Source organism: Photobacterium sp. CCB-ST2H9 (genome assembly GCF_023151555.2).
Taxonomy (GTDB): domain Bacteria; phylum Pseudomonadota; class Gammaproteobacteria; order Enterobacterales; family Vibrionaceae; genus Photobacterium.
The window spans coordinates 1,100,859-1,124,171 of sequence record NZ_CP100425.1; the positions used below are offsets into that span (position 1 = coordinate 1,100,859).

General features: G+C 50.7%; 30 protein-coding genes. 26 read left to right on the forward strand and 4 right to left on the reverse strand.

All coding sequences use genetic code 11. The features are described from left to right. Nucleotides 1-7: 7 nt before the first annotated feature. From odhB to sucD, 3 genes are all read left to right on the forward strand, one after another. The gene (gene odhB, locus L4174_RS05325) at nt 8-1,222 is read left to right on the forward strand and encodes a 2-oxoglutarate dehydrogenase complex dihydrolipoyllysine-residue succinyltransferase (protein ID WP_248143823.1); all 1,215 of its coding nucleotides are present in this window, start codon (nt 8-10) and stop codon (nt 1,220-1,222) included. 128 nt (nt 1,223-1,350) lie between these two features. Further along, a complete protein-coding gene (gene sucC / locus L4174_RS05330) occupies nt 1,351-2,517 on the forward strand; it encodes an ADP-forming succinate--CoA ligase subunit beta (protein WP_248143824.1) in 1,167 nt (388 codons plus the stop codon). Between the two features lie 2 nt (nt 2,518-2,519). Then, entirely contained in the window at nt 2,520-3,392 is an 873-nt protein-coding gene (gene sucD / locus L4174_RS05335; protein ID WP_248143825.1) for a succinate--CoA ligase subunit alpha, read from the forward strand. A 136-nt stretch (nt 3,393-3,528) separates the two neighbouring features. Here the strand turns inward: sucD and L4174_RS05340 are convergent, their stop codons facing one another. After that, the gene (locus tag L4174_RS05340) at nt 3,529-4,077 is read right to left on the reverse strand and encodes a hypothetical protein (protein ID WP_248143826.1); all 549 of its coding nucleotides are present in this window, start codon (nt 4,075-4,077) and stop codon (nt 3,529-3,531) included. Nucleotides 4,078-4,266: 189 nt separating this feature from the next. Then, the gene (locus L4174_RS05345) at nt 4,267-5,259 is read right to left on the reverse strand and encodes a 2-hydroxyacid dehydrogenase (RefSeq protein ID WP_248143849.1); all 993 of its coding nucleotides are present in this window, start codon (nt 5,257-5,259) and stop codon (nt 4,267-4,269) included. A gap of 177 nt (nt 5,260-5,436) precedes the next feature. On the opposite strand from L4174_RS05345, the gene L4174_RS05350 reads away from it, so the two are divergent. Beyond that, nucleotides 5,437-6,756: a DUF945 family protein gene (locus tag L4174_RS05350; RefSeq protein WP_248143827.1), complete on the forward strand. Its 1,320-nt coding sequence runs from the start codon at nt 5,437-5,439 to the stop codon at nt 6,754-6,756. Nucleotides 6,757-6,906: 150 nt separating this feature from the next. Next, nucleotides 6,907-7,323, forward strand: a complete 417-nt coding sequence (locus tag L4174_RS05355; protein WP_248143828.1) for a CBS domain-containing protein — start codon at nt 6,907-6,909, stop codon at nt 7,321-7,323. Nucleotides 7,324-7,472: 149 nt separating this feature from the next. Here L4174_RS05355 and L4174_RS05360 read toward each other — a convergent pair whose 3' ends face one another. Both L4174_RS05360 and L4174_RS05365 read right to left on the reverse strand, forming a co-directional pair. Then, entirely contained in the window at nt 7,473-8,468 is a 996-nt protein-coding gene (locus L4174_RS05360; protein WP_248143829.1) for a tyrosine-type recombinase/integrase, read from the reverse strand. Then, nucleotides 8,465-9,232: a S24 family peptidase gene (locus tag L4174_RS05365; RefSeq protein WP_248143830.1), complete on the reverse strand. Its 768-nt coding sequence runs from the start codon at nt 9,230-9,232 to the stop codon at nt 8,465-8,467. The genes L4174_RS05360 and L4174_RS05365 overlap by 4 nt, the downstream gene beginning before the upstream one ends. Before the next feature lie 112 nt (nt 9,233-9,344). Between L4174_RS05365 and L4174_RS05370 the strand changes: the two genes are divergently transcribed. The 21 genes from L4174_RS05370 (at nt 9,345) to L4174_RS05465 (ending at nt 23,222) form a co-directional block, all read left to right on the forward strand. Continuing rightward, a complete protein-coding gene (locus tag L4174_RS05370) occupies nt 9,345-9,581 on the forward strand; it encodes a hypothetical protein (RefSeq protein WP_248143831.1) in 237 nt (78 codons plus the stop codon). Between the two features lie 11 nt (nt 9,582-9,592). Continuing rightward, nucleotides 9,593-9,781 carry a hypothetical protein gene (locus tag L4174_RS05375; protein ID WP_254589102.1) on the forward strand — a complete coding sequence of 63 codons (189 nt, stop codon included), beginning with the start codon at nt 9,593-9,595 and terminating at the stop codon, nt 9,779-9,781. Continuing rightward, the gene (locus tag L4174_RS05380; protein WP_254589114.1) at nt 9,781-11,562 is read left to right on the forward strand and encodes a replication endonuclease; all 1,782 of its coding nucleotides are present in this window, start codon (nt 9,781-9,783) and stop codon (nt 11,560-11,562) included. The genes L4174_RS05375 and L4174_RS05380 overlap by 1 nt, the downstream gene beginning before the upstream one ends. Beyond that, nucleotides 11,562-11,870 carry a hypothetical protein gene (locus L4174_RS05385; RefSeq protein WP_254589115.1) on the forward strand — a complete coding sequence of 103 codons (309 nt, stop codon included), beginning with the start codon at nt 11,562-11,564 and terminating at the stop codon, nt 11,868-11,870. The genes L4174_RS05380 and L4174_RS05385 overlap by 1 nt, the downstream gene beginning before the upstream one ends. Further along, a complete protein-coding gene (locus tag L4174_RS05390; protein ID WP_254589116.1) occupies nt 11,863-12,357 on the forward strand; it encodes a hypothetical protein in 495 nt (164 codons plus the stop codon). Before L4174_RS05385 ends, L4174_RS05390 begins: the two co-directional genes overlap by 8 nt. Continuing rightward, the gene (locus L4174_RS05395) at nt 12,323-12,835 is read left to right on the forward strand and encodes a hypothetical protein (RefSeq protein ID WP_254589117.1); all 513 of its coding nucleotides are present in this window, start codon (nt 12,323-12,325) and stop codon (nt 12,833-12,835) included. The genes L4174_RS05390 and L4174_RS05395 overlap by 35 nt, the downstream gene beginning before the upstream one ends. Beyond that, nucleotides 12,798-13,580 carry a hypothetical protein gene (locus L4174_RS05400; protein WP_254589118.1) on the forward strand — a complete coding sequence of 261 codons (783 nt, stop codon included), beginning with the start codon at nt 12,798-12,800 and terminating at the stop codon, nt 13,578-13,580. The genes L4174_RS05395 and L4174_RS05400 overlap by 38 nt, the downstream gene beginning before the upstream one ends. 130 nt (nt 13,581-13,710) lie before the next feature. Next, nucleotides 13,711-13,836, forward strand: a complete 126-nt coding sequence (locus L4174_RS24030) for a hypothetical protein (RefSeq protein ID WP_256549311.1) — start codon at nt 13,711-13,713, stop codon at nt 13,834-13,836. After that, entirely contained in the window at nt 13,827-14,738 is a 912-nt protein-coding gene (locus tag L4174_RS05405) for a major capsid protein P2 (protein ID WP_254589119.1), read from the forward strand. The genes L4174_RS24030 and L4174_RS05405 overlap by 10 nt, the downstream gene beginning before the upstream one ends. A gap of 9 nt (nt 14,739-14,747) precedes the next feature. Beyond that, the gene (locus L4174_RS05410; RefSeq protein WP_254589094.1) at nt 14,748-15,014 is read left to right on the forward strand and encodes a hypothetical protein; all 267 of its coding nucleotides are present in this window, start codon (nt 14,748-14,750) and stop codon (nt 15,012-15,014) included. Between the two features lie 2 nt (nt 15,015-15,016). Continuing rightward, nucleotides 15,017-15,199 (forward strand): hypothetical protein, encoded by a 183-nt coding sequence (locus L4174_RS05415; RefSeq protein ID WP_254589093.1) that lies wholly within the window; start codon nt 15,017-15,019, stop codon nt 15,197-15,199. Beyond that, on the forward strand, nt 15,196-15,468 hold the full coding sequence (locus L4174_RS05420; protein ID WP_254589092.1) for a hypothetical protein: 273 nt from the start codon (nt 15,196-15,198) through the stop codon (nt 15,466-15,468). Before L4174_RS05415 ends, L4174_RS05420 begins: the two co-directional genes overlap by 4 nt. A 1-nt stretch (nt 15,469) precedes the next feature. Continuing rightward, nucleotides 15,470-15,928, forward strand: a complete 459-nt coding sequence (locus tag L4174_RS05425; RefSeq protein WP_254589091.1) for a hypothetical protein — start codon at nt 15,470-15,472, stop codon at nt 15,926-15,928. A gap of 3 nt (nt 15,929-15,931) precedes the next feature. Then, nucleotides 15,932-16,753 carry a hypothetical protein gene (locus L4174_RS05430; RefSeq protein WP_254589120.1) on the forward strand — a complete coding sequence of 274 codons (822 nt, stop codon included), beginning with the start codon at nt 15,932-15,934 and terminating at the stop codon, nt 16,751-16,753. Next, a complete protein-coding gene (locus L4174_RS05435; RefSeq protein ID WP_254589121.1) occupies nt 16,746-17,243 on the forward strand; it encodes a hypothetical protein in 498 nt (165 codons plus the stop codon). Before L4174_RS05430 ends, L4174_RS05435 begins: the two co-directional genes overlap by 8 nt. Next, the gene (locus L4174_RS05440; protein ID WP_254589122.1) at nt 17,240-17,587 is read left to right on the forward strand and encodes a hypothetical protein; all 348 of its coding nucleotides are present in this window, start codon (nt 17,240-17,242) and stop codon (nt 17,585-17,587) included. The genes L4174_RS05435 and L4174_RS05440 overlap by 4 nt, the downstream gene beginning before the upstream one ends. Beyond that, entirely contained in the window at nt 17,538-17,969 is a 432-nt protein-coding gene (locus tag L4174_RS05445; RefSeq protein WP_254589123.1) for a structural protein, read from the forward strand. Before L4174_RS05440 ends, L4174_RS05445 begins: the two co-directional genes overlap by 50 nt. Continuing rightward, the gene (locus L4174_RS05450; RefSeq protein WP_248139363.1) at nt 17,969-18,385 is read left to right on the forward strand and encodes a hypothetical protein; all 417 of its coding nucleotides are present in this window, start codon (nt 17,969-17,971) and stop codon (nt 18,383-18,385) included. Before L4174_RS05445 ends, L4174_RS05450 begins: the two co-directional genes overlap by 1 nt. Nucleotides 18,386-18,769: 384 nt before the next feature. Then, nucleotides 18,770-19,849 carry a hypothetical protein gene (locus L4174_RS05455; RefSeq protein ID WP_248139364.1) on the forward strand — a complete coding sequence of 360 codons (1,080 nt, stop codon included), beginning with the start codon at nt 18,770-18,772 and terminating at the stop codon, nt 19,847-19,849. Next, nucleotides 19,849-20,412 (forward strand): hypothetical protein, encoded by a 564-nt coding sequence (locus tag L4174_RS05460; RefSeq protein ID WP_248139366.1) that lies wholly within the window; start codon nt 19,849-19,851, stop codon nt 20,410-20,412. Before L4174_RS05455 ends, L4174_RS05460 begins: the two co-directional genes overlap by 1 nt. Before the next feature lie 332 nt (nt 20,413-20,744). After that, entirely contained in the window at nt 20,745-23,222 is a 2,478-nt protein-coding gene (locus L4174_RS05465; RefSeq protein ID WP_248139368.1) for a zinc/cadmium/mercury/lead-transporting ATPase, read from the forward strand. Nucleotides 23,223-23,313: the final 91 nt, after the last annotated feature.

Below are 23,313 nucleotides of genomic sequence, written 5' to 3' on the forward strand. Positions count from 1 at the left end.
AACTGAGATGACAATCGAAATTCTGGTTCCTGATTTACCTGAATCAGTAGCAGACGCAACCGTAGCAACCTGGCACAAGAAGCCTGGTGATGCAGTCAGCCGTGACGAAGTTCTGGTCGATATCGAAACTGACAAAGTCGTACTGGAAGTGCCAGCGCCTGAAGATGGCATCCTGGAAGCGATTTTTGAAGAAGAAGGTACTACGGTACTGACCAAGCAGCTGCTGGGTAAAATCAAAGCCGGTGCTGTTGCCGGTGAACCGACGAAAGATGTACCGGCCAGTGCTGAAGCTTCTCCGACTAAACGTACAACCGCGTCGCTGACAGAAGAAACCAATGATGCCCTGAGCCCAGCGGTTCGCCGCCTGATCAGTGAGCATGGTATTGATGCTTCTGCAGTGAAAGGTACTGGCGTGGGTGGCCGAATTACCCGTGAAGATGTTGAAGCTTTTGTGAAAGGCGGAAAATCTGCATCTGCTGCTGCACCAGCTGCTGAAGCGAAGGTTGAGGCACCACTGGCTCATCGCAGCGAAAAACGTGTTCCGATGACTCGTCTGCGTAAGCGTATCGCCGAGCGTCTGCTGGAAGCGAAAAACAGCACAGCGATGCTGACAACGTTCAACGAAGTCAACATGAAACCAATCATGGATCTGCGTAAGCAGTACAAAGACATCTTCGAAGAGCGCCACGGTATTCGTCTGGGCTTCATGTCTTTCTACGTGAAAGCTGTCGTTGAAGCGCTGAAGCGTTTCCCTGAAGTGAATGCGTCGATTGATGGTGATGATGTTGTTTACCACAACTTCTTCGATGTCAGCATTGCAGTATCGACGCCACGTGGTCTGGTTACTCCGGTTCTGCGTGACTGTGACAAGCTGAGCCTGGCTGAAATCGAGAAGGGCATCCGTGAACTGGCGATCAAAGGCCGTGACGGTAAGCTGACTGTTGATGAGCTGACCGGCGGTAACTTCACCATCACAAACGGTGGTGTATTCGGTTCTCTGATGTCTACACCAATCATCAACCCGCCACAGGCTGCAATTCTGGGTATGCATAAGATCCAGGATCGTCCAATGGCGGTAAATGGTCAGGTTGAAATCCTGCCGATGATGTATCTGGCCCTGTCTTACGACCACCGTCTGATTGATGGTAAAGAGTCTGTAGGCTATCTGGTGACCATTAAAGAGCTTCTTGAAGACCCAACACGTCTGCTTCTGGACGTGTAATTACTGTGCTTGACTCCGCCATCCGCATGGGTGGCGGAGTCAAGCCAGAATGACTGAAGAAGAAATGCCCAAGAGCATTTCAATGGATATAACACGTCCCACAGGGATTAGAGAACGGATAGAACATAATGAATCTGCACGAATATCAGGCAAAACAACTGTTTGCTGAGTATGGCCTGCCAGTTCCTGAAGGCTATGCATGTGATACCCCACAAGAAGCTGCTGAAGCAGCAGGTAAAATCAACGGCAACAAATGGGTTGTCAAATGTCAGGTTCACGCTGGCGGCCGTGGTAAAGCGGGCGGCGTAGAACTGCACGACACCAAAGACGGTGTTAAAGAATTTGCTCAAAAGTGGCTGGGTAAAAACCTGGTAACTTATCAGACAGATGCGAATGGTCAGCCTGTCACTAAGATTCTGGTTGAAGAAGCGTCGAACATTGCCAATGAACTGTACCTGGGTGCAGTAGTCGACCGTGCAACCCGCCGTATCGTTTTCATGGCATCCACTGAAGGTGGTGTTGAAATCGAGAAAGTTGCCGAAGAAACACCGGAACTGATTCATAAAGCTGCCATCGATCCGCTGGTCGGACCGCAGGCTTACCAAGGCCGTGAACTGGCATTCAAACTGGGCCTGAAAGGCGACCAGATTAAGCAGTTTGTCAAAATCTTCATGGGTCTGGGCGAAATGTTCGTTCAGTACGATCTGGCCCTGCTGGAAATCAACCCGCTGGTCATCACTGGCGAAGGTAACCTGTTGTGTCTGGACGGTAAAATCAACATCGATTCCAACGCACTGTACCGTCAGCCAAAACTGCGTGAAATGCATGATCCTTCTCAGGAAGATGCCCGTGAAGCCCACGCTGCACAATGGGAACTGAATTACGTCGCTCTCGACGGTAATGTTGGTTGTATGGTGAATGGCGCAGGTCTGGCCATGGGTACCATGGACATCGTGAACCTGCACGGCGGTAAACCAGCAAACTTCCTGGATGTTGGTGGCGGTGCAACCAAAGAACGTGTCGCAGAAGCATTCAAGATCATCTTGTCTGACGACAACGTCAAAGCTGTTCTGGTGAACATCTTCGGCGGTATCGTACGTTGCGACATGATCGCAGAAGGTATCATCGGCGCTGTGAAAGAAGTCGGTGTGACCGTGCCGGTCGTTGTTCGTCTTGAAGGTACTAACGCTGACCTGGGTCGCGAAGTACTGGCTAAGTCTGGTCTGGATATCATTGCTGCTGAGTCGCTTACGGATGCAGCTCAGAAAGTTGTTGCTGCTGCGGAGGGCAAATAAGAATGTCTGTATTAATTAACAAAGACACCAAAGTAATCTGTCAGGGTTTCACCGGCGGTCAGGGTACTTTCCACTCTGAGCAGGCAATTGCATACGGAACGCAGATGGTTGGCGGTGTATCTCCGGGTAAAGGCGGTACAACTCACCTGGGTCTGCCAGTATTTAATACAGTTCGTGAAGCCGTTGAAGCTACAGGTGCAACGGCATCTGTGATTTATGTACCGGCACCTTTCTGTAAAGATGCAATTCTGGAAGCGATCGATGCAGGTATTCAGCTGATCGTGACGATCACTGAAGGTATCCCTACAACTGATATGATCGACGTGAAAGTGAAGCTGGAAGAAACTGGCGTTCGCATGATCGGTCCAAACTGTCCGGGTGTGATCACGCCTGATGAATGTAAGATCGGTATCATGCCGGGTCACATTCACAAGAAAGGTAAAGTAGGCATCGTTTCCCGTTCAGGTACGCTGACTTATGAAGCTGTGAAACAAACCACTGACGAAGGCTTCGGCCAGTCAACTTGTGTTGGTATCGGTGGTGATCCAATCCCAGGTTCTAACTTCATTGATATCCTGAAACTGTTCCAGGAGGATCCTGAGACAGAAGCGATCGTGATGATTGGTGAAATCGGCGGTACTGCTGAAGAAGAAGCAGCTGCATTCATCAAAGAGAACGTGACCAAACCAGTTGTTTCTTACATTGCGGGTGTTACTGCACCTCCGGGTAAACGTATGGGTCATGCGGGCGCTATCATCTCTGGCGGTAAGGGTACAGCAGACGAGAAATTTGCTGCACTGGAATCCGCGGGTGTGAAGACTGTGAAGAGTCTGGCCGAGATTGGTAAAGCACTGCGTGAAGTCACTGGCTGGTAATCAGCGAGTCCTTACGGAAGATGAAACCCGCCAAATGGCGGGTTTCTTTTTGTCTGCGGCTCAGGAAGTCGCTTGCTTTAAAACAAAAGACTCAGCCATTGGCTGAGTCTTTTTGAAAAAGAGGTGACAGTGTTTCTTAGTATTTGAAGCGCGTGGTCAGCATGATCTGATCGCCGTAGACATCGTTGATACGGCCTTCTGCACCAACAGAGAACAGTTCGGTCGCATGGAAACGTCCATAGATGGAACCAAATGTCTCTTCAATTTTGTGGACGTTGATGTGACCAACTTTCGCACCGACTTCAAGCTGCGGACCTAACCATTGACGTACGCCCAGGTTTACTTCCATACCTGTTTTACCAACGGTCTCGTCAAAGCGGTCACGGTTCTTGATGTTGCGCGCTTTCAATTCACCGGTCAGATCTGCCCAGTTGTTTATAGGAGCATGGAAGCCGACGCCTAAGGCGATATCCCAGTCGTTTTCGAACTCAGAATCTACGTGGCCAGTTAAATGAGCATTCGGATGGATAGACTTGCTGAAGCCTGCACCATAGGTCAGCGGGCTCATACCAATGCGCACTTCAGTATAGTCATAGCTGAAGTTGCTCATTGTATTTGCTGGATTTGCTTGTGCTGCAGAAATGCATGACAACATCAGTGCAGCAGCGGTTAACGTTTTACGCATGAATCTTGATCCAAAGGACAAAAATGAATTGGATTATTTTAATCAACTCGTCCCTGCAATAACAGGTTGGCAAGGGCATAACTGCTGTATTCCAGGGACAATAGAGCAAAAATGTAGCAAAAATCACATATTTGTGATCGTTGACAAACTTTTCAAAAACGGAATCACCTGCACAGATACAGGATTTTTTTATTGTACAAGTTCGTTGCCCGACTGTTCTCCATTTGCAAAACGACTGAGATTCGTGAGCGTCGTATCGGCAATATTCGCCAGTGCTTCTTCGGTCAGGAAGGCCTGGTGTCCGGTGAACAGAACGTTGTGGCATGAGGATAGGCGACGGAAAACATCATCCTGAATCACGTCATTGGATTTATCTTCGAAGAACAGATCTTTTTCGTTTTCGTAAACATCCACACCCAGAGCGCCGATTTTCTGGCTCTTCAGAGCTTCAATCGCATCTTTGGAGTTGATCAGTTCGCCGCGGCTGGTGTTGATGATCATGACACCATCTTTCATTTTGCCGAACGAAGCAGCATTCAGCATATGATAGTTTTCTTTGCTCATCGGGCAATGAAGGGTAATGACATCTGCTTTGCTGTAAATGTCTTCAAGCGTGGTATAGGTTGCGCCCAGTTTTAAAGCTTCCGGATTCTCGAATGGATCGTAGGCCAGAAGGTTCATCCCCAGTCCTTTCAGGATATGCATGGTGGCGATACCAATCCGGCCGGTACCGATGACACCAACGGTTTTACCGTAGAAATTGAAACCGGTCAGGCCATCCAGCGAGAAATTTGCATCCCGGGTGCGCTGGTAAGCACGGTGAATTTTCCGGTTCAGACTCAGCATCAGGCCGATAGTGTGTTCTGCAATGGCCTGAGGCGAATAGGCCGGTACACGCACAACCTGAACACCATACATTCGGGCTGCATCTAAATCGACTTTATCAAATCCGGCGCAGCGCATGGCAATGATACGCACACCCAGCAGAGACAGCGCTTCAATCACAGGTTTACTCAAATCGTCGTTCACAAAAGCACAGACGGCATCGTAGCCGTGGGCCAGTTTAACCGTTTGAAGATTCAGCTGAATGTCAAAGAAGTCGAGGTCCAGGTTAAATTGCTGGTTACTTTTATTGAATGAAATCTGGTCGTACTTTTTTGCACTGAACACGGCGACTTTCATCATGGTCTCCCGGAGAAGTAAAATTGTGATCCAACCGCAACTTTCCCACAGTCAATGGCGTAAGACAAGCAGAATAGTCGTGTCGTTAGGGCGATAAAAGTCCTTGATCCATAGAGCAAAGATAGGGTTTGTAATACACTCTTTGCATTCAACCCGAAATAATCATTGGAAACAGATATGTTAGGAAAAGTTGGTGCGGTTGCCGGTGCGGTGGCTGTCGCATTGTGCTGGCCATTAGCCGTCGGTCAGATTGGTGAACGTATTTATCAGGACACAGTCGGAGAGTACGACAGTCCTTATGTTGAAGTGACAACGGAAAGCTACGATCGCGGTTATCTGAGTTCGCATGCCATTTCTAAAATTGCGCTCAAATCCAGTTGGAAAGATCTGTTTGAAGAGCAGGGCTGGCCAACTGAATGGCACATTGCCCATGACATCCGGCATGGTTTGTTTGGTCTGTCGTCTGACAGTACGCTGGTCGTTGATGACGCCGTGGCGCCTCAGGTGACAGCTTGGTGGGGAAGTGATGCTGTACCACTGACACTCAAGACAACCACATTACTGACCCGAAAAACGGACCTCAGTTTAACGCTGAATCCTTTCGTCTATCAGGATGAGGAAGGCAATACCTTCAAGTCTGAGCCCTGGACTTTCACCGGAGAAGTCTCTGCTGACGGTAACGGTCATTTCAGCTATGCCCTGAAAGATGCACAATTGAAAACAATCACCGATGAAAGCATGCATGTGTCTGGCCTGCAGGGCGGCGGTCAAGGCCGATGGGATGGTGGTTTCTGGATTGGTGATCAGCACCTTCAGCTGGATAAGCTGCGGTTTACGAATCACCTGACCGAACAGTCTGTTGACCTGGACACCATCAAAGTGTCTTCGGTTAATACATTGATGCAAGGTGAGCAAGCGGCCGAAGAGAAGGCAACCACCAATACGACACTGAATAACAGAAACCAGCTGAGTGTGTCTTCTCTGCTCAGTCTGGACGGTAAGCAGTACCAGAATTTCAATGTGGATTTGCTGCTGGCGGATCTGAATTATGACGCAGTGACTCGCCTGAGTGTCATGGGTGAAGATCTGGACGGGGAGCTCACGCAGGAGCAAGCTCAGGATGTCATACTGGCGCTGGATTTACTGATTGCCAAAGGGTTGATGGTGAATCTGAAGGACATCAGCATTGAGGCACCGGAAGGGCCGGTTGCCGGGCATGTCCGGCTAACCGTACAGCCCGGTTTAGCGAGAGCTTCTCAAAATCTGTCGCAAATTTCTTCAAAACTGGATGGTGAATTCTATTTGGAATTTCCGTCTGTGTTGTTGAATACCGTTGAAGGCATGGAAGCGCAAACTGAACGACTGGTGCAGAGTGGTGTGCTCACCCTGAAAGAAGACAGAGCTTATCTGTCGCTCAAACTGGAAGGTGACAAGGTGATTCTGGGGAATGGTGACCAGTTGCCATTGACCATGTTCATGAGCCTGCTTCTTTCTTAAGACCGATTCATCGGCAACAGCAATGCATAAAATAGAATGTTTCGATTTAGACATTTTGCTGAGATCGACGACACTTAAGTTATCGGCGCAGGGATAAGAAGTAAGTGAACGTCCTGCCTGCGAGTCTAAGAAAATCATTCAGGGGGATGCATGGAGTCTATCAAAGTCAGAGATTACATGAATACACGGCCAGTCACTTTCGAAGCTGGTATGTCACTGTCTAAAGCTTTGGACAAAATGCTGACATCCAAGCAGATTGGCGGGCCTGTAATTGATGAATATCGAAGAGTCGTGGGCTTTGTGTCAGAACAGGATTTTATTCAGAAACTGTTGAAGGTCGGTTATCACTGTCAGGATACTCATACCGTTGGTGATGTCATGCGAACGGAGGTACTGACGGTCACTCCGGACACCAGCATCATCGAGCTGGCGGACACTATGTCCGGTCAGAAACCGAAGCTTTACCCGGTCGTTGAGGGCGGGCGTCTGGTTGGCATTATTACCCGCCGGGATGTGCTGTCAGCGATTAGTGATCAAATCAGTGACTGTTTCAAGCATCCGGTTTAAGAACTGACAGTTTACACATCAACAAGGCGCCTCCGGGCGCTTTTTTATATGGTTCACGATGGTCTGTTGTGGTTTAACAGATTGATTTTGATTGGTTTTTGTTGGGTTTGTTTGTCGTGGAAGTCCATAAAAGGCTATGTTTGTGGACATTATGTGGACGCCATATTCTCTATTTTGCTTAATGGATTGAGGTGTACCGCATCAAGAAGGTGATCGGGGGCTAAGTGTGCGTATGTCATTGTTTGCGATATATTCGCATGACCGAGAATGTCACGTAGAGTTAGGATGTTACCGCCTCCCATAACAAAGTGGCTTGCAAAGGTATGCCTTAGCACATGTGCTTTTTGTCCTTTAGGTAAGCCGAAATCAAGCTTATCCAATATGTCATACAGTTCTGCCTGTGGATCGTATGAAAAAACATCACTTCCTGTTTTAGGATATATGCGTTCATACAGTTCTTTACTGATTGGAACTGTTCTTGGTTTTCCTGTTTTAGTATTAGTAAACCGGATACGGTACGGGGATAGATTTGTTGCTTTTAACGTGACAGTTTCTCGCCATCTTGATCCTGTTGCTAAACATATCTCGACAACTTTTCTCAGTTCATCATTGTGGTTCACTGCACTAAGCAACTGATTAATTTGGCTATCAGTTAAGAATGTCATTTCACACGGAACTATTTTTGGAAGTTTAAAGCCTTTGATAGGGTGTTTGCCTGTGTAGTCTCCAGTAGAAATAAGAACAGTGAACACATTACTCACGGTACTTATCAAGCGTCGGACGGTTGAAGCTTTATTTCCTTTTTCAAATCGGAAGTGCACCCAGTCGGAAAGTAACTTAAAGTCGATTTTGTCCGCTGTAGGGTCACCTAATTCAGAACATATTAACTGAAGCTTTTCTAAGTAGTTATCAGAAGTTCTTTTAAATTGACCTGATTTTTTCCACCATATATCAATCAGTTCAGATAACTTTCTGTTATCGACTGGAAGGCCAAGCCACTCTTTGTTATGGGCCTTTGCAAGAATATGTTTTTCGTAAGCTAATGCTTCGGATTTCTTATCAAATTTCCGTCTGAAGCGTTTGCCATCCCTCCCGGCTGGTCTGATATCGACCAGCCATTTATCCCCATCTTTTTTGATGCTCATAGAGACCTCATCACCATTGCAGCACGGCCGATGACTTTAAGGCGTTTAAGATCATCACCTGCCATTTCAAAGCTTTCGTAGTTCGGGTTGTCTGATACTACGGTGTAGCTTTGCTTTAAAATGTTCCACTTTAGTCGTTTCACATAAACCATTTCATCAATTCGGATGACATAGACCCCGTCTTTGACAGGTTCAGTTAGTTCTCTGGTGTCAACAAGAATTCGATCACCATCGTCCATTGTCGGCAACATGCTTTCACCCGAGCAAAAGACGATTGCGGAATATTCAGGGAGAAGGCCAAGGCTACGAACAAGGGCTGTAGATACAGTAAACACGCTAGTTTGATACTCTGTATTGCTAAGACAGCCAGCACCAGCGGCTGCTTGTACGTTAAATTCTGGAATGTCTATGGTGTCTGCTTCATGAACAGGTAAAGCTTCAAAAATTGCTGAAGCGTTGGGTTCTTTTGAATCAAAAAGTGAAGGCTTCTTGTACTCAAGCTCTCTGTACTTGTCACCTGTTTTCCTTAGGCTGTTTATTGTTTCCGGTAAGTGGTTTTTTTCATACTCTGAACCATGCAAGTCAATTAAAGTTTTTTGCGCATTCTCATGAAAGTTAGAGATATGGTACTCCACCGCGCTACCTTTACCCTGAGCTTTTCTTTTTAACCAGTTGTTTCTATTTGCCTTTACGCTTACTCCTTGTCGGCTGCTTGGCATGCCTTCTATCTCAACTAGTTCTGTTGACAAAAACCACTCACGCATAATTCACAATCCTTTTTTGTTGACTTCTGTTTTCCTTAAGATCTATTATGAATGGCAACTAAGGAAAACAAAGTGACTTTATTGGCAATAAAGGTCAATGATAGGTGAAAAAATGAAATCAGAAAACAACATCCGTCAACATTCTGCGCCATTTGTTACCCCTCAGATGTATGCAGAGATAACCGGGCAGACCCTTGATGCTGTTCGCGGCCAGATAAAACGGGGCATGTTGCCTTTATTGAAGCGTGAAAGACACGAACGAGGCTTGAACTTCATCAACATGAGAGCGCTTGAGTTATTGGCTTTAGAGCAGGCTGAACAATATCAAGATTGGAAGTCAGCAATTTAAGGAGGGTAGTCATGGATCCGATTCACGCCCCTTGCCCCGACATGGCTGGGATGGTCAATCCTGACCCGAAGAAACGCCAGCGTGCCCGGTTCCTGCTGGGAAAATTGCGGGAAAAGCACGGGATACGAAAGCGCACCTACACACCCCGCCCGCTGAATTACAAATGTACGCCGTCCGGCTGTTATGAGGTTCAAGAGTAATGCAACACGGTACTGTTTTTACTCGTCATTTCTTAAAGCGACTTCCGCAAATCGTCCGTCAGGATATCCGCACCAAAATAGCCAGCCGCCAGCAGCGCGGCGGGGCTACCCGTGACAATCTCGACCGCTTCGCCGATGAGGCGGTCAAGTTCGGTCTGAAAGTCGCGCCCTTCATTGAAGACAAGTTTTCCTTTGTGGACTTCCGCAACCGGGTCAAGTCCGAGCGCCTGACCCACCACATCCTGATGAAAGATGAGGCGGTGCGTAAGCTGGCCCGTCTGGTCGCTGATGAGAATATGCAGGCAATGCAGGACATTGACCCGCAGGTTTTTGACAGCTTTCTGTCTGCCATGAAGCACATCTATTCAGTCTTGGCTGAGAACCTTCGCGCCATTTCCGTCAACCCGCCAGTCATGCCGGGCGACAAGATGGAAGAAGAACGGGCCGAGCAAGAACTCACGGCTTCAGTGCTGAAAATGCAGTCTGAAGAATGGATTGAGCGCCGCCTGATGCACCTGCGTTCCCAGTACATCGAGTACGCACAGATTGCCCTTGAGCGCGTTGGCGACAAGGGGCACCAGTCGAAATACATTTCCTATCCGTCGTTCCAGAACTGGAAGAACAAGCAGCGTGAAGCGGAGCGGTTCATCCAGAACACCGTCGTTTACAACGAGGCCACCGGGGAGCACTTCGACCTTGAAGAAGTGATCAAACGCACCACGGCCAACCCGGAAAACCGCCGGATTGAAATGATGGTGCGCTCCCGCGGCTTTGAAGAGCTGGCGCTGGATTTAGGTTATACGGCGTTGTTCCTGACATGGACGCTGCCAAGCAGATATCACCGCAACTCGAAGAAGTGGAACGGCGCGAGCGTCAAAGAAGGCCACGGTAACCTGATGCAGCAGTGGGCGCAGGCCCGTGCCCTGATTGCCAAAGAAGATATTCACTACTTCGGCTTTCGCGTGGCAGAGCCGCACAAGGACGGCACCAGTCACGGCCATTACTTCCTGTTCTGCCATCCGAAAGACAAAGACACCCTGATTAACATCATTTCCGGCGTCGCAACCGCTGAAGACCGGGACGAGCTGGGACAGGATATTTCCCCGCGCTTTGACGTCAAGGAAGCTGACCCGGTCAAGGGCGGCGCGACGGCGTACATCGCGAAGTACGTTTCCAAAAACATCAACGGTCAGCACATGCCGGAAACCGAAGCCGAAGAAAGCGCGTTTCGGGTTCGGGCGTGGGCGTCCGTGCACCGTATCCGCCAGTTCCAGCAGTTCGGCGGCGAACCTGTGTCCCTGTGGCGTCATCTGCGCCGGGCTACTGAAGAACAAACCCGCATTGATCCCAAACTCGAAGCCCTGCGACAGGCGGCGGATTCCTCCAAGTGGTCGCTGTTTTGCCAGCTCGCCACCGATGCCCGGCTGGCCTATGAAGAAAAACAAAACCAGTACGGCGAAACCGTGAAGAAAGCCATCGGCTTTCACTGGTTCTCTGAAGGGGTGAGCACCTTTATTGCGACCTGCAGCGAGACTTACCGATTAGTGAAAAAGTCTGAGTTGGGGGCGCTTTTAGAGTCGCGGAGCGGCTCCCCTTGGAGCACTGAAAATAACTGTAACTCCCAGCTCGGAGAGCACCTTCAACGGGTGACCGGATGGAGCCTTGCCGGGGTGCAGTGCCTGATAAATCCCCTGTTGGCCGGGGCCAAAGTGCCAATTGATAAAGACTGCCAGCTCAAGCTGGCAAACAACCGAATCGTGATGACCAGAGGAGAACTGTGATGATTCAAACCATGACCGCCGAGCAGCTACGCCACGCAGAAAAAGCCATTGAGACCGCTGAAGCCCTGTCAGTGGAGGTGAAAGCGGAGATAGAAAAGCTCAAGGCACTGGATATGAAAGTGCTGGTGAAAAAGGTCTCTGCCGTGATGTTCAGCGGCGGCTCCCTGAGCTTGGAGGCGATCGGCCTGCCGGGTGATTTCTTCGAAAAGCTGGAAATGCTCGACGGGATCAGCGCGAAAGCTCGTGCTGGCTATCGGGCCGAAGTGCAAGCCCGCTTGGCACAAATGGCCGGGGGCGAAGATGAGTAAGAACCCGACCCGCGGCTATATCCGCTGCACCGTGCCGGACTGTGGCGAGGTCTGCACGGTTCACATGACCGGGGAGCACCGCCTGATGGAATCCGGCGAGCCGCCGAAGAACCCCCGCAACATCGGCAAGCTCTATTATCGCTGCCCCCGGTGCGGGAACAGTACAAACAGCAGTGCCATGCATGAATACATTGAAAAGCACAAAGTGGAAACGGTTCAGGAACTGGGGGAAACACCCATTGAAACAGTCAGGGAAACCGTTCCGGCTTCGGTTCAAACTGTTCACGAAACGCTCCCCGTGAGCGTTTCCCAAACCAGTGATGACGGGTTTCCAGCGTTAATGGAGCCTGAGAAAAACACCCCGAAAATCCACTGGAAAACCCTGTATCCGTGGTTCATCGGGTTATTTGTACTGGTAATGATTTTGATTGGTCTGAGTAAAGGAAAGAAAGATGACAGCGACAGCGGAAAACTTGCAACAAACTGAGATGTTCGATCTCCCGGAAGAGCAGCCCACAGTGGATGATTGGTCGGACTGGGGCGCGGCGATTCAGCAGCTTGAATCACAGGAAACCCCGGAGCCGGATGACGTGGCGCAGGACGCCGCCAACGATGACGACGCGGCAGAAGCGGCGGTTGATTTGCTGGACTTGGGTTTTGTCCTGTCTGAGCAGGCGATCAGCTTTGCCATCGGCATGGACTTTGAATACGACGAGAAGGCCAAGGGCAAGGTGCTCAAAGCCGCCGGGCCTTTGATGCAGAAACACGGGGCAACGTGGCTGAACTGGCTCGGCCAGTACAAAGAAGAAATCCTCTTCTTGGTGGCCGTGGTCGGTCTGGGCGGCGTCACGGCCCGTCAGGTGAAAGGGCTTCGGGCGGAGAAGCGCGCCCAACTGGCCGCAGCGCAGGAACAGCAGGAGGTGGACGATGGCGAAAAAGCCGATCCTGAACTTGCCGCGGCCTAAGAACTCGAACACCCATCTTGACCCGTTGCACCGGGTCATTATCGGCGGCACGGGTAGCGGAAAAACCTCACTGGTCAAGCACGGGAAATTCATCACCGCCAAGGCGCAGGCGGTGTTCTTTGACCCCTATGAGAATTACGCCGGAAAACCCTTTCAGGGCCAGCAGGTGCGGGGCTACCACTCGAAAGCGGATTTCCTCAAGGCACTGGTCAAAGCCCGTCAGTGCCACCGCGCATTTAAGATTGCCTACATCCCGGCGGACTTAGTGTTTGAGGAGCTGGAATTCTTCTCGGCGGCGGTGTGGTCGGTGCTGGATGGCCGCAAAGCCTCCCTTGAAATCTGCATTGAAGAACTGGCGTCCTGCTCGCCCACGGCGGGCACCCTGAAGGGGAAAACCGGGGAGCTGTTGCGCGGTGCCCGTCAGTATGGCGGCATCGTCACCACGGTATTCCAGCGAGGGCAGGAGGTGCCGAAAACCATCACCACCCAGTCCCCGACATGGTACCTGTGCGCGGTCAATTCGATGAATGATGCGAAGTATTTGTCGGATGCGAAATCCGTGCCTGTGGCAGATATTGCGGCCTTGCGCTCGGCCAAAATGAACAAGCTGGAAATCAACAAACCGATCGCTGATTTCATCCACGTTGAGGACGGGGTGGGCAACTACCGCAAAGGGGCATTGAACTGCCAGACAGGCCGGAAAGTTTCCCTGACCTACCGAAAAAATAGCCCAAAAGCTGAGTGACCTCACTCACATCTAAACCTATAGGTTAAACGCCCAACCTATAGGTTTCTTCTCATTTTCAACCCTGCCGAAAGTCGTTTTCATAGCCCTGCCAATACGGCGCTATCTTCCAACCACACAAAGGAACGCTATGAAAAAAGAGCACAAAGTGTTGCTGATGACAGTACTGGTCACGCTGGTGATTATCGCAGTGATCAACAACGTCTCCAGTCTGAAAAAAATCAAAGAAACAATCTACGGTAACGGGTGGTTTTAATCATGAGTGTTGTTGCAGTAACGCCAGAAGCGCAGGCGCAAGCTATTGCCAATTACAAATACCAAGGGGTCAAGAAACTGAAGCTGTCGAGCTTCAGCGGCGTGACCTATAACGGTCGCTCAACGCTGACGGTGCCGACAGGACAGACGTTTGATGCGTTCATGTTTAACACCAACCTGCCCCTTGAACGGCTGGAAATCACGTTTCGCCTGAACAGTAACGCCTTTATCAGCGGTATTCCGGCGACCTTCTTCCAGACGCTGGAGCAGTACAAGCAGATGGACGTTCCCGCAGCCCTTGCACCGCAGGGTGAGCAGGTCTTCATCGTGTCTTTTGCCGACCTGTCCCTGAAGCTGAAAGACGGCCAGCAACTGACCTCACTGGTCACCATGCTGGGCGAGTCCCTTCAGATTCAAGTGGATATCGGCGCGAAGCAGGACGGCGACCCGGAAATGCCGACCCTCGAAGTGATCGCTGAGGTGAACACCCCGCAGGCGGTACGCATGTACCTGCCGCGTATCGAGCGCTTGCAGATTGATATGCCAGCGCAGGGCACCAACACCTTTAACACCCTGCCGAACGACATGAAGCGCAGCATTCGCCGCATGCACTTCATGACCGACGCCATCGAAGAGCTGGAAATCAAGCGCGATGACAACGTGGCCTATGAGACCACCGCATGGCGTGAGTGCTACATGGCGAACCGTAATGATCTGATGTGGCAGCAGGGCATGTTCCATCTGGACTTTCTGATGCGCGGTTTCATCCGCAATGAAATGTTCCCGACGGCACGGGCCAAAGAGCTGCTGTTCACCTTCAAGACCAGCAAGCCTGCGGGCAGCGTGACCGTGATTACGGAATATCTGGACGTTGAGCGCACGGCGGCACAGGTCGCGGGCTAAGGGGGCTGAATGCTGGATTGGCTGAATAATGCTGTCGATAAGGGCAGTGAAATGCTGGGCGGTGCATGGGACGACACGACGGACTTTGCGGGCAATTGGTGGAATGAATACCTTGCCAGCAAACCGACCCCGAACAGCACCCAAGACCCGGTTGCAAACGAGACGGGCAATACGGCCAAAATTACCCAGCCCCAACCCCAGTCAATGTCTTATGGCTGGATCATCGGCGGGGCGGTTGTCCTGCTGTTGGTCATCGTTCTGATTATGCGGAGGTAGACATGCCATTAGTCCCTTTATTAATCGGCGGTGGGGTGTTGTGGGGCAGCGGTGCCCTTGTGGGGGGCTCCCTCGGGTATACCGCCGCCGACGGAACCAAGTACTTGAGTGCAGGTGTTGTGGCCGTGGGGGTCATCGTGCTGGTACTGGCGTTTATTTATTTTCGTAAGAAGGGGGTGTTGTGAGTGATGCATCTTCAGGAGGCGGTTTAGCCAGTCTGGCCGGGACGGCCGCCGGGGCCAGTATGGGCTTTCCCGGCATGGATATGTCCGGGGCGTTTGGTGCGCTGGAGTCGGTAAGTGACAGCGGGCCGATGACTACGACCAACGGCCCGGTTGAAATGAACTTTGAGGCGGGGGGCGTGACCTTCGGGGCCAAGTCCACGAACTACACCCTAATTGTGGTCGCGATTGCCGCCATGGTGCTGCTGTTTTTCTACATGAAGGGGCGCTGATATGGGTCTCCTCAGTTCAAAAAAGAGTACCAACCAGAACATTAACCAGAGCACCAACACCTCCAACAGCATGGGCGTGAGCGGTGACAACAGCGGGATGATGCTCAGCGGTATCAGTGGCACCTTGACCATGACGGATCACGGTGCCATGGAAGCGGCGGGGGAAATGGCCAGTGATGCCATGACCCTTGGCTCGAATGCGTTGGCGGCGAACAGCTCCGCGTTGAATGATGCCTTCACTTTCGGGCTGGAAACCTTCAACGGGGCGCTGAATTCCCTCGGCGGCATGGCATCCAACCAGAGCAATCTGGCGACACAGTCCATGCAGCTGGCGAACAGTATCAACGCCAGCGCGAACACCGGGGGCGCCAGTGATATCGGGCAACTGAACACCCGCGTCATGATGGCCTTTGCGGCGGTCATTGGCTTGGTGCTGCTGGTTGTTTTGCTCAAGAGGTAACGGATGTATCAGACACAGAAAATCATCGAAGTACAGCTACAGGCCGGAGAGAAAATTATCTCGGCTGTCAGTCAGTACCTGCTCATTCGTGACTGCTCCCACACCGTCACCTTGCTGGCGAAAACCCAGAACCGGGAAGTGGGCACCGAGCTGAAGAAAAATGATGTGGTGCCGCTGGGTGGCTTCGAGACCATCGAGCTGTACAACCATCATCAGGCAGCGGTCACCCTCAAGTATCAGCTGACTGATATCCCGGTGAACACCCAGTCTGACGCGGTGGCAATCAGCGGCGCGGTGGAAGTGCACAGCATTCGCGAACCCGTGACGGTCGATGCCATTCAGCAGACGGTGCCCGTGTCGTTTTCAGCCCCGGTGTCCGTTGGGAACTGGCCCGCGGTGCAGCCTGTGAGCGGAAAGGTCATCGTAGGCAATTTGCCGGATGTGCAGGCGGTGCAAGGGGAGGTGGCAATCACCAATCTTCCCGACGTGCAAACCGTCAGCGGTCAGGTGGATATTGGGAATCTGCCAAAGGTGCAGCAGGTCAGTGGGCTGGTTGCGGTAGCGAGCAGTGACAGGCTGGTCAGTGCCGCAACCACGTTAGACCCGGCGGCCAGTACCCAACTGATTGACGCAGACAGCAAGCGTCAGTCGGTGCTGGTTCAGACCGACCGGGGCTTGTATATCGGCGGGGAAGGCGTGGACAACCAGAGCGGGATTTATATCGCCGCGGGGGAGTCCATGACGCTGGAGACCGGGGCGGCGGTGTTCGCCTATGCGGTGGAAGGGGCCACTGTCCGGACACTGGCGGAGGTGCACCATGGCTAGGTTACACGGTGGCAGCGGCGGGAGCTGGAAAAGCGGCGATATCAAGATTCATAACGGCACGCTTGAATCTATCCCGCTGGGCTGGGTGCTCTGTGACGGTGAAAACGGGACACCGGATATGTGCGACCGGGCGGTCGTCGGGGCGGGCCGGGCTTACAGCCCGAACCAGACTTTTGGGGCGGACAGCCGGGCGACAGGAAATCACACCCTGTCATCCACCCAGTTGCCCAGCTCGTCCATGACCTATCAGCGCACCAGTAACTTTCAAATCTCCGGCATCACCAATGCGGGGGTTGCCAATCGGTCGATCCCGAATAACGGCTGGAGTGTGTACGCGGAGACCGGGCGTTCATCGCCCCGGACACTGGGTTTACGGCTGCACAATGCCAGTACCCAAGTGAGCACACCGGGCGGCGGGCAGTCTCACAACCACGGCAACGTCGACGTGCGTCAGCAGTCGGTGGCCGTCATCTGGATTATGAAGTTATGAGAATTACAGCAATTACACAGGATCAGCTCATCGTCATTGATGGCGTGCCCGCGTTCCTCGGTCAGATGGGCGGCTTTGCCATGCGCCAGGGCGAGTGGGCGATTGATTACAACACCCTGACCGGGCTGGGTCATATCGAATACACCGATAACCGCCCGAACCAGACCATTAACAGCGCCGTGTTTGATGCGGCCTATGCGTGGCTGATTGACGAGCACACACGCTATGTCGCGGCCATAGCCGAACAGGAAGCAGCAGAGGAAGCAGCACGCAATGAGCAACAGCAAGATCCTATTGATACTGAGTTTGATTCTACTGGGGATGGGAACCATGACGTTTTATAAGCCGCGCGGCATTCGTAACAACAATCCGGGCAACATCGAGGACAACGGCACCGCATGGCAGGGCCGGGTCGGCAGCGATGGTCGCTTTGTGATTTTCGATTCACCACAGAACGGCATCCGGGCACTGGCCCGGACGCTGAAGACCTACCGCAACCGTCACGGCCTGACGACGGTGCGGGGCATTATCAACCGCTGGGCGCCGCCTGTGGAGAATGACACCACGGCCTATGTGAACCACGTCGCCGGGGCGCTGGGTGTGTCTCCGGATATGTCGCTGTCAGAGGCGGAAACCATGGCCTTAGTGCCCCTGATTATCCGCCATGAAAACGGCATGCAGCCCTACAGCGACCGGGTGCTGAAGGCTGGCATTCAGGCCGCGTAATGCTGGGTGCATTGATGAGCCTCATCACGGGTGGCGTGGCAGCTTGGCAGCAGCACAGCCAGAACAAGGCGGAGGCCCTGAAGCGTAAAGACGAGCTTGAGCAGGCCAAGCACGCCGCCCGGCTCAAGCGGCTGGAGTACGGCGACGAGCAGGCGGCCAATCTGGATGAGCTGAGTCTCAAGAGCCGGGGCTGGAAAGATGAATTCATCCTGCTGGTTGTGTTCACGCCCTTGGTGCTGTGCTTCGTGCCGGATTATGCGGTGTACGTGGATGCAGGCTTTCAGGCGCTGCGAAGTATCCCTGAGCCTTACTGGTACGTCGTCGGGGCCATCGTCGTGGATGTACTGGGGATGCGCTCTATGGTGCGCTACCTGCTGGAATTCTTCTCAAACAAATTCAGAGGGAAACCGACTTGATAGAAATACTGCAACAACTAACGGCAATGGGCTTACCGCCCACCATGATCGCGCTGCTCATCGTCCTGTACAAGCAGGACAAGCGCTTAACAATATTGGAAACGAACGTACAACTGGGGAAAAAGAATGGCTAAGACAGGACTAAAAAGTAACGGCACACTGAAGAAAGGCTACCGCTTCGCGAAAGGGGGCAGGGTGGTGAAAGCGAAGAATGCGACGGTTAAGCGGAAAAAAGCACGTAAGTAAAGACACAGCCCGTTAGTAATTGCGGGCATCATTTTTAGATAAATGCTAACTAAAATCTAATAATTTGATATCAACTAAGCCCACTCTCATAATGTATGTTTTAATATAATTAAAAATCGGTGAAGTGTGGAGGCAAGGATGAGCTTTCTTCAGCAGAGTGATAGACGAACAGTCTCGTTTTGGGATGTTACAGTTAAAGGTTACTCACGGAAAAGAAAAGTTAATGTGGCTGAACCTTTGGATTTGAAAACGTTGTTCCTGCAACTTCAGAAACTTAGGATATCAAATTTTCGCACTGGTCCACTTGAATATGAAGTGAAAAGTAAAAGAATTTCTGTATGGCTTGATGCAATAAGTTTTGATAAGGACATGGTTACATTGCTATTTTTGATAATGGACGATAAAGCTGCTAAACAGACTTATCGAAACTTGAAAACAAAAAGAGTACGCCAAGCTATAAGGTATGAGGATGAAAAGAGTGAGTTTTCTGCTCATGTTATAATATCCTTAAATTCAGACCCAAATGTTCCTCATATGTACCCTTGTATAGTTGAAGATACTCCTAATGCCTCCATGAATCTATTGATTTCAGCGCTGAATCGATTTCTAAAAGATACTGCATTGAAATATGAGAAACATTTTTTGCAAACTCATCCTGATGGTTCCTTTGATTCAAAAGGTCAGCCAGTTATGATGAAGACATATTCAAAGTTGAGTGCTACGGGTCATCCGGGGGAAGATTTTAAAAAATCTTTAAGAGAAGGGAAAATTTCAGGATTGTTTGCAATAACTAAATTTGAAGTTGACAAATCTATTGATTCAACAAACATAGTAAAACCGATAAGAAAAGAATTAGCGTTTTCAGTGTCTAAAGGAGTGGCTGATGTTGACAATTACACATATCTCGAAAGAGTTAGAAATTATTCTTTTAATGAAAAGTGTGATGTGTTGAAAGTTCAGTTTAAAGATCAAGATGAAAATTCATATACTTTAAATGTTGATCCTGCTTCAGGTGGGTTATTAGATGAGAGAAAGTTTATAAAAAGATGTGTGTTAACAGGTTTTAGTTCTGAGTTAAATACATCAATTAATGGTCAGTTTAATTTTGAATTAATTAGAAAAGCAAAAGAACTATTGATTGGTGAAATAGATGTGGCTGTTGGCGACATAGATGACCTAGATTTAGGTCCAGATGCATTATCAGTAGGGGTAGTGTAATGAGGCTTAAATATATTGCCTATCAATTGCTTAGGCCTTTTTCTTATCTTGAAATTAGTCACAAAGCAAAAGTGGTATATGATTGGTATATTCCAATAACTCTATCGTTGATTTCTTTGGTTTATGGATACTACTTTATTGGGTTGAATGATATTTATCGAAATAATTCTAGCTTAATATTGGAACTAATATCTTTTGTGGGAAACTTGCCGGGATTTTATATTGCAGCGTTAGCGGCAGTTGCAACATTTAATAGAGCTGATATGGATCTAAGCTTGCCAGAACCAGCTCCTGAAATAAAGACATTGATGAGAGGTGGAGAAGAAACAATAAAATTAACAAGAAGAAGATACCTATGTCTACTTTTTGCATTTTTAACAAGTGAGAGTATATCGCTTATTGTGCTATCTAAAATAGCTCTTTCATCAAATTTCAATTTCAACAATGATGTTGTTTACTGGATCGGGATAGGATTTTTCTTTTTGTTTTTTTGGCAGTTATTGACAGCAACACTTTATGGGCTGTTTTATATGGGAGATAAAATGCATGAACCTAGACCCTAAAAATATCCCTACCAGAGCTTAATTGATTACACCTCGGCTCTGATTCGGTCGAGTAAGAGTAACCCAATGTAGTTTGTTGAAGGTTTACAAGACTCTTAAGACTAAGTAACAAGGCTAACTGTGGGCGATTTGTGGACACATCTGGAATTAAATCCTTTTAAATCAACCTTTTAAGCTTAAATAAAAAGCGCCTCCGGGCGCCTTTTGTGTCTTCGGCCGGAAATAGCCGTGCACATAACTTCAGAGAAAAAACAGACTTGACCTTGGAGTCGCCTCCAAGGTTTATAGTGAAGTTAACACAAACCAGCATTGAGTCTTTGAAGGAGAAAAGCATGTGTCATCAATGTAATAACAAAAAAATGCATGTTCACAGCGTCAAGCCTGCAGGTAACAAAACCAGTGTCCGCATTGAGCAAGGAATGGCCTCTGCATCAGCAGTCTCAAGCAGCACCTCAGTGTCTGCCGGGACGGACGACTGTTGCGGCGGAGCCTGTGGCTCAGGTGATGCTGAGGACAGTGACCCCGCCAGAGGTCCCAGTCAGCATCAGCCTGTTCGAGTGACTGAACCGAAAGTTTCGTCACTGTCTAGAATCAACCATCTCAAACCCGCCCGTTTAGCACCAGACTCAGCTATTTTGAGTCCGGACCTTCGCTTCGAACGTATTACGGATGACGCTGCCGAGACATCAGCCTTTGATGACATCCCATCAGGCTCAGATCTGCAATTGAGCTGGCAAATTCAGGGCATGGACTGTCCGAGCTGTGCCGGGAAACTTGAAAAAGCCGTTCGTTCGGTCGAAGGTGTCAGACATGTCTCTGTTGCTTTCGCCACGGAAAAACTGCTTGTGTCAGGGGCATCTGCCAGCCTGATGGCGGATGTTGAAGCGGTAGCAAAAGCTACCGGATTTCCTTTGTTGCGGCCGCAGGAGAAAGAGGCTGAATCGGGAAGTATTCTGAAAACATACGGTATGTTGATTCTGACGACGGTACTGGTTGTTCTTTCCTATCTGATTTCGACACAGTCTGAGTTGTTTGGCCTGGCGGCATTTACGGCCACTACCCTGGTGGGATTAGCGCCGATTTTGCGTAAAGCCTTTCAACTGGCAAAAAATGGTTCTCCTTTCTCAATTGAAACTCTGATGAGTGTGGCAGCTGTCGGTGCGCTGTATCTCGGGGAAACGGCTGAAGCGGCAATGGTGTTGCTCTTGTTCCTGCTGGGTGAGCAGTTGGAAGGTTATGCGGCCTCCCGCGCTCGCAGCGGTGTGAAGGCACTGATGGCATTGGTGCCGGAAACTGCAAAACGGGTCAATGCTGACGGCACGATTCAGGACGTCGCGGCAGATCAGCTGCAGCCGGGTGACGTGATAGAAGTTGCACCTGGAGCAAGATTACCTGCGGATGCGGTCTTGATGGATCAGGCGGCCAGTTTTGATGAGAGTGCGATGACCGGAGAATCCGTACCGGTGGAGCGTTTTTCAGGAGAAACCGTGCTGGCGGGTTCCTTGTCGGTGGAGCATCTGGTTCGCCTGAAAGTTGTCTCTGAACCGGGCGAGAACGCCATCGACCGTATATTGCATCTGATTGAAAATGCAGAAGCCAGTAAAGCACCGATCGAACGTTTTATTGACCGTTTCAGCCGCTGGTATACGCCGGCGATGATTGTGCTGGCAACCCTGATTGTGCTGATCCCGACACTGTTCCTGGGACAGTCCTGGGATGAATGGCTGTATAAGGGTCTGACTTTACTGTTGATTGCCTGCCCTTGTGCTTTAGTGATCTCCACACCGGCTGCAATCACGTCGGGGCTTGCCGCAGCGGCACGACGTGGTGCTTTGATCAAAGGCGGGGCAGCTCTGGAGCAGTTAGGGCAGGCTCAGGTGGTGGCATTTGATAAAACCGGTACCCTGACTCAGGGCAGACCTCATGTCACTGATATCCTTGCCTGGAAGGGAGAAACCTCTGATGTGCTGGCGCAGGCGGCAGCCGTGGAAACGGGGTCTTTGCACCCGCTCGCGAATGCCGTGATCGAGAAAGCACAACAAAACAGTGTGCCTGTGATTGCCGCAGAAAATCGCAAGGCACTGCCGGGTCGAGGTATTCAGGGGATTGTGAACGGCCACACCATTCAGCTGCTGGCACCGGATCGTCTGGATGATGACATCATGTTATCCCAGTCACATCTCGACGATATCGCGCGACTGGGTGATGAAGGGAAAACGCTGGTGGTTGTACTGCGCGATCAGGTGCCTGTCGGACTGATTGCCTGGCGGGATAATCTGCGTGAGGATGCCATGGATGCCGTGAAGCAGCTGGCCGCGATGGGCGTGAAGTCCTTGATGCTGACCGGGGACAACATGCTTGCCGCCCGGGCGATTGCCGCTGAAGTGGGGGTGGATTTCAGAGCCGGGCTCATGCCGGAAGATAAAGTCAGAGAAGTGGCTGAGTGGAGTCACCATCAGCGGGTGGCAATGGTGGGCGACGGCATTAATGATGCCCCAGCCATGAAGATGGCACATGTCGGCGTCGCCATGGGCAGCGGTACGGATGTTGCTTTGGAAACCGCAGATGCAGCGCTGACGCATAACCGCCTGAGTGAACTGCCCGAGATGATCAGTCTGTCCCGTAAAACACTGGCCAATATTCGCCAGAATATTACGCTGGCCCTGGGGCTGAAGCTGATCTTCCTCGTGACGACCTTGTTCGGCTGGACCGGCCTTTGGCTGGCTGTACTGGCAGACAGCGGGGCAACCGCGTTAGTGACGGTGAATGCGCTGCGGCTGTTAAGGTTTAAGCCGGCCCCGAAAGAATGAGTATTCACGAGTGCTCCCAGGCGTGATGGCTGAATTCAGCCTGCTCAATGGAACCAACCAGCTGTCCGGAGTTCGGCTCTCCGGACAGCTG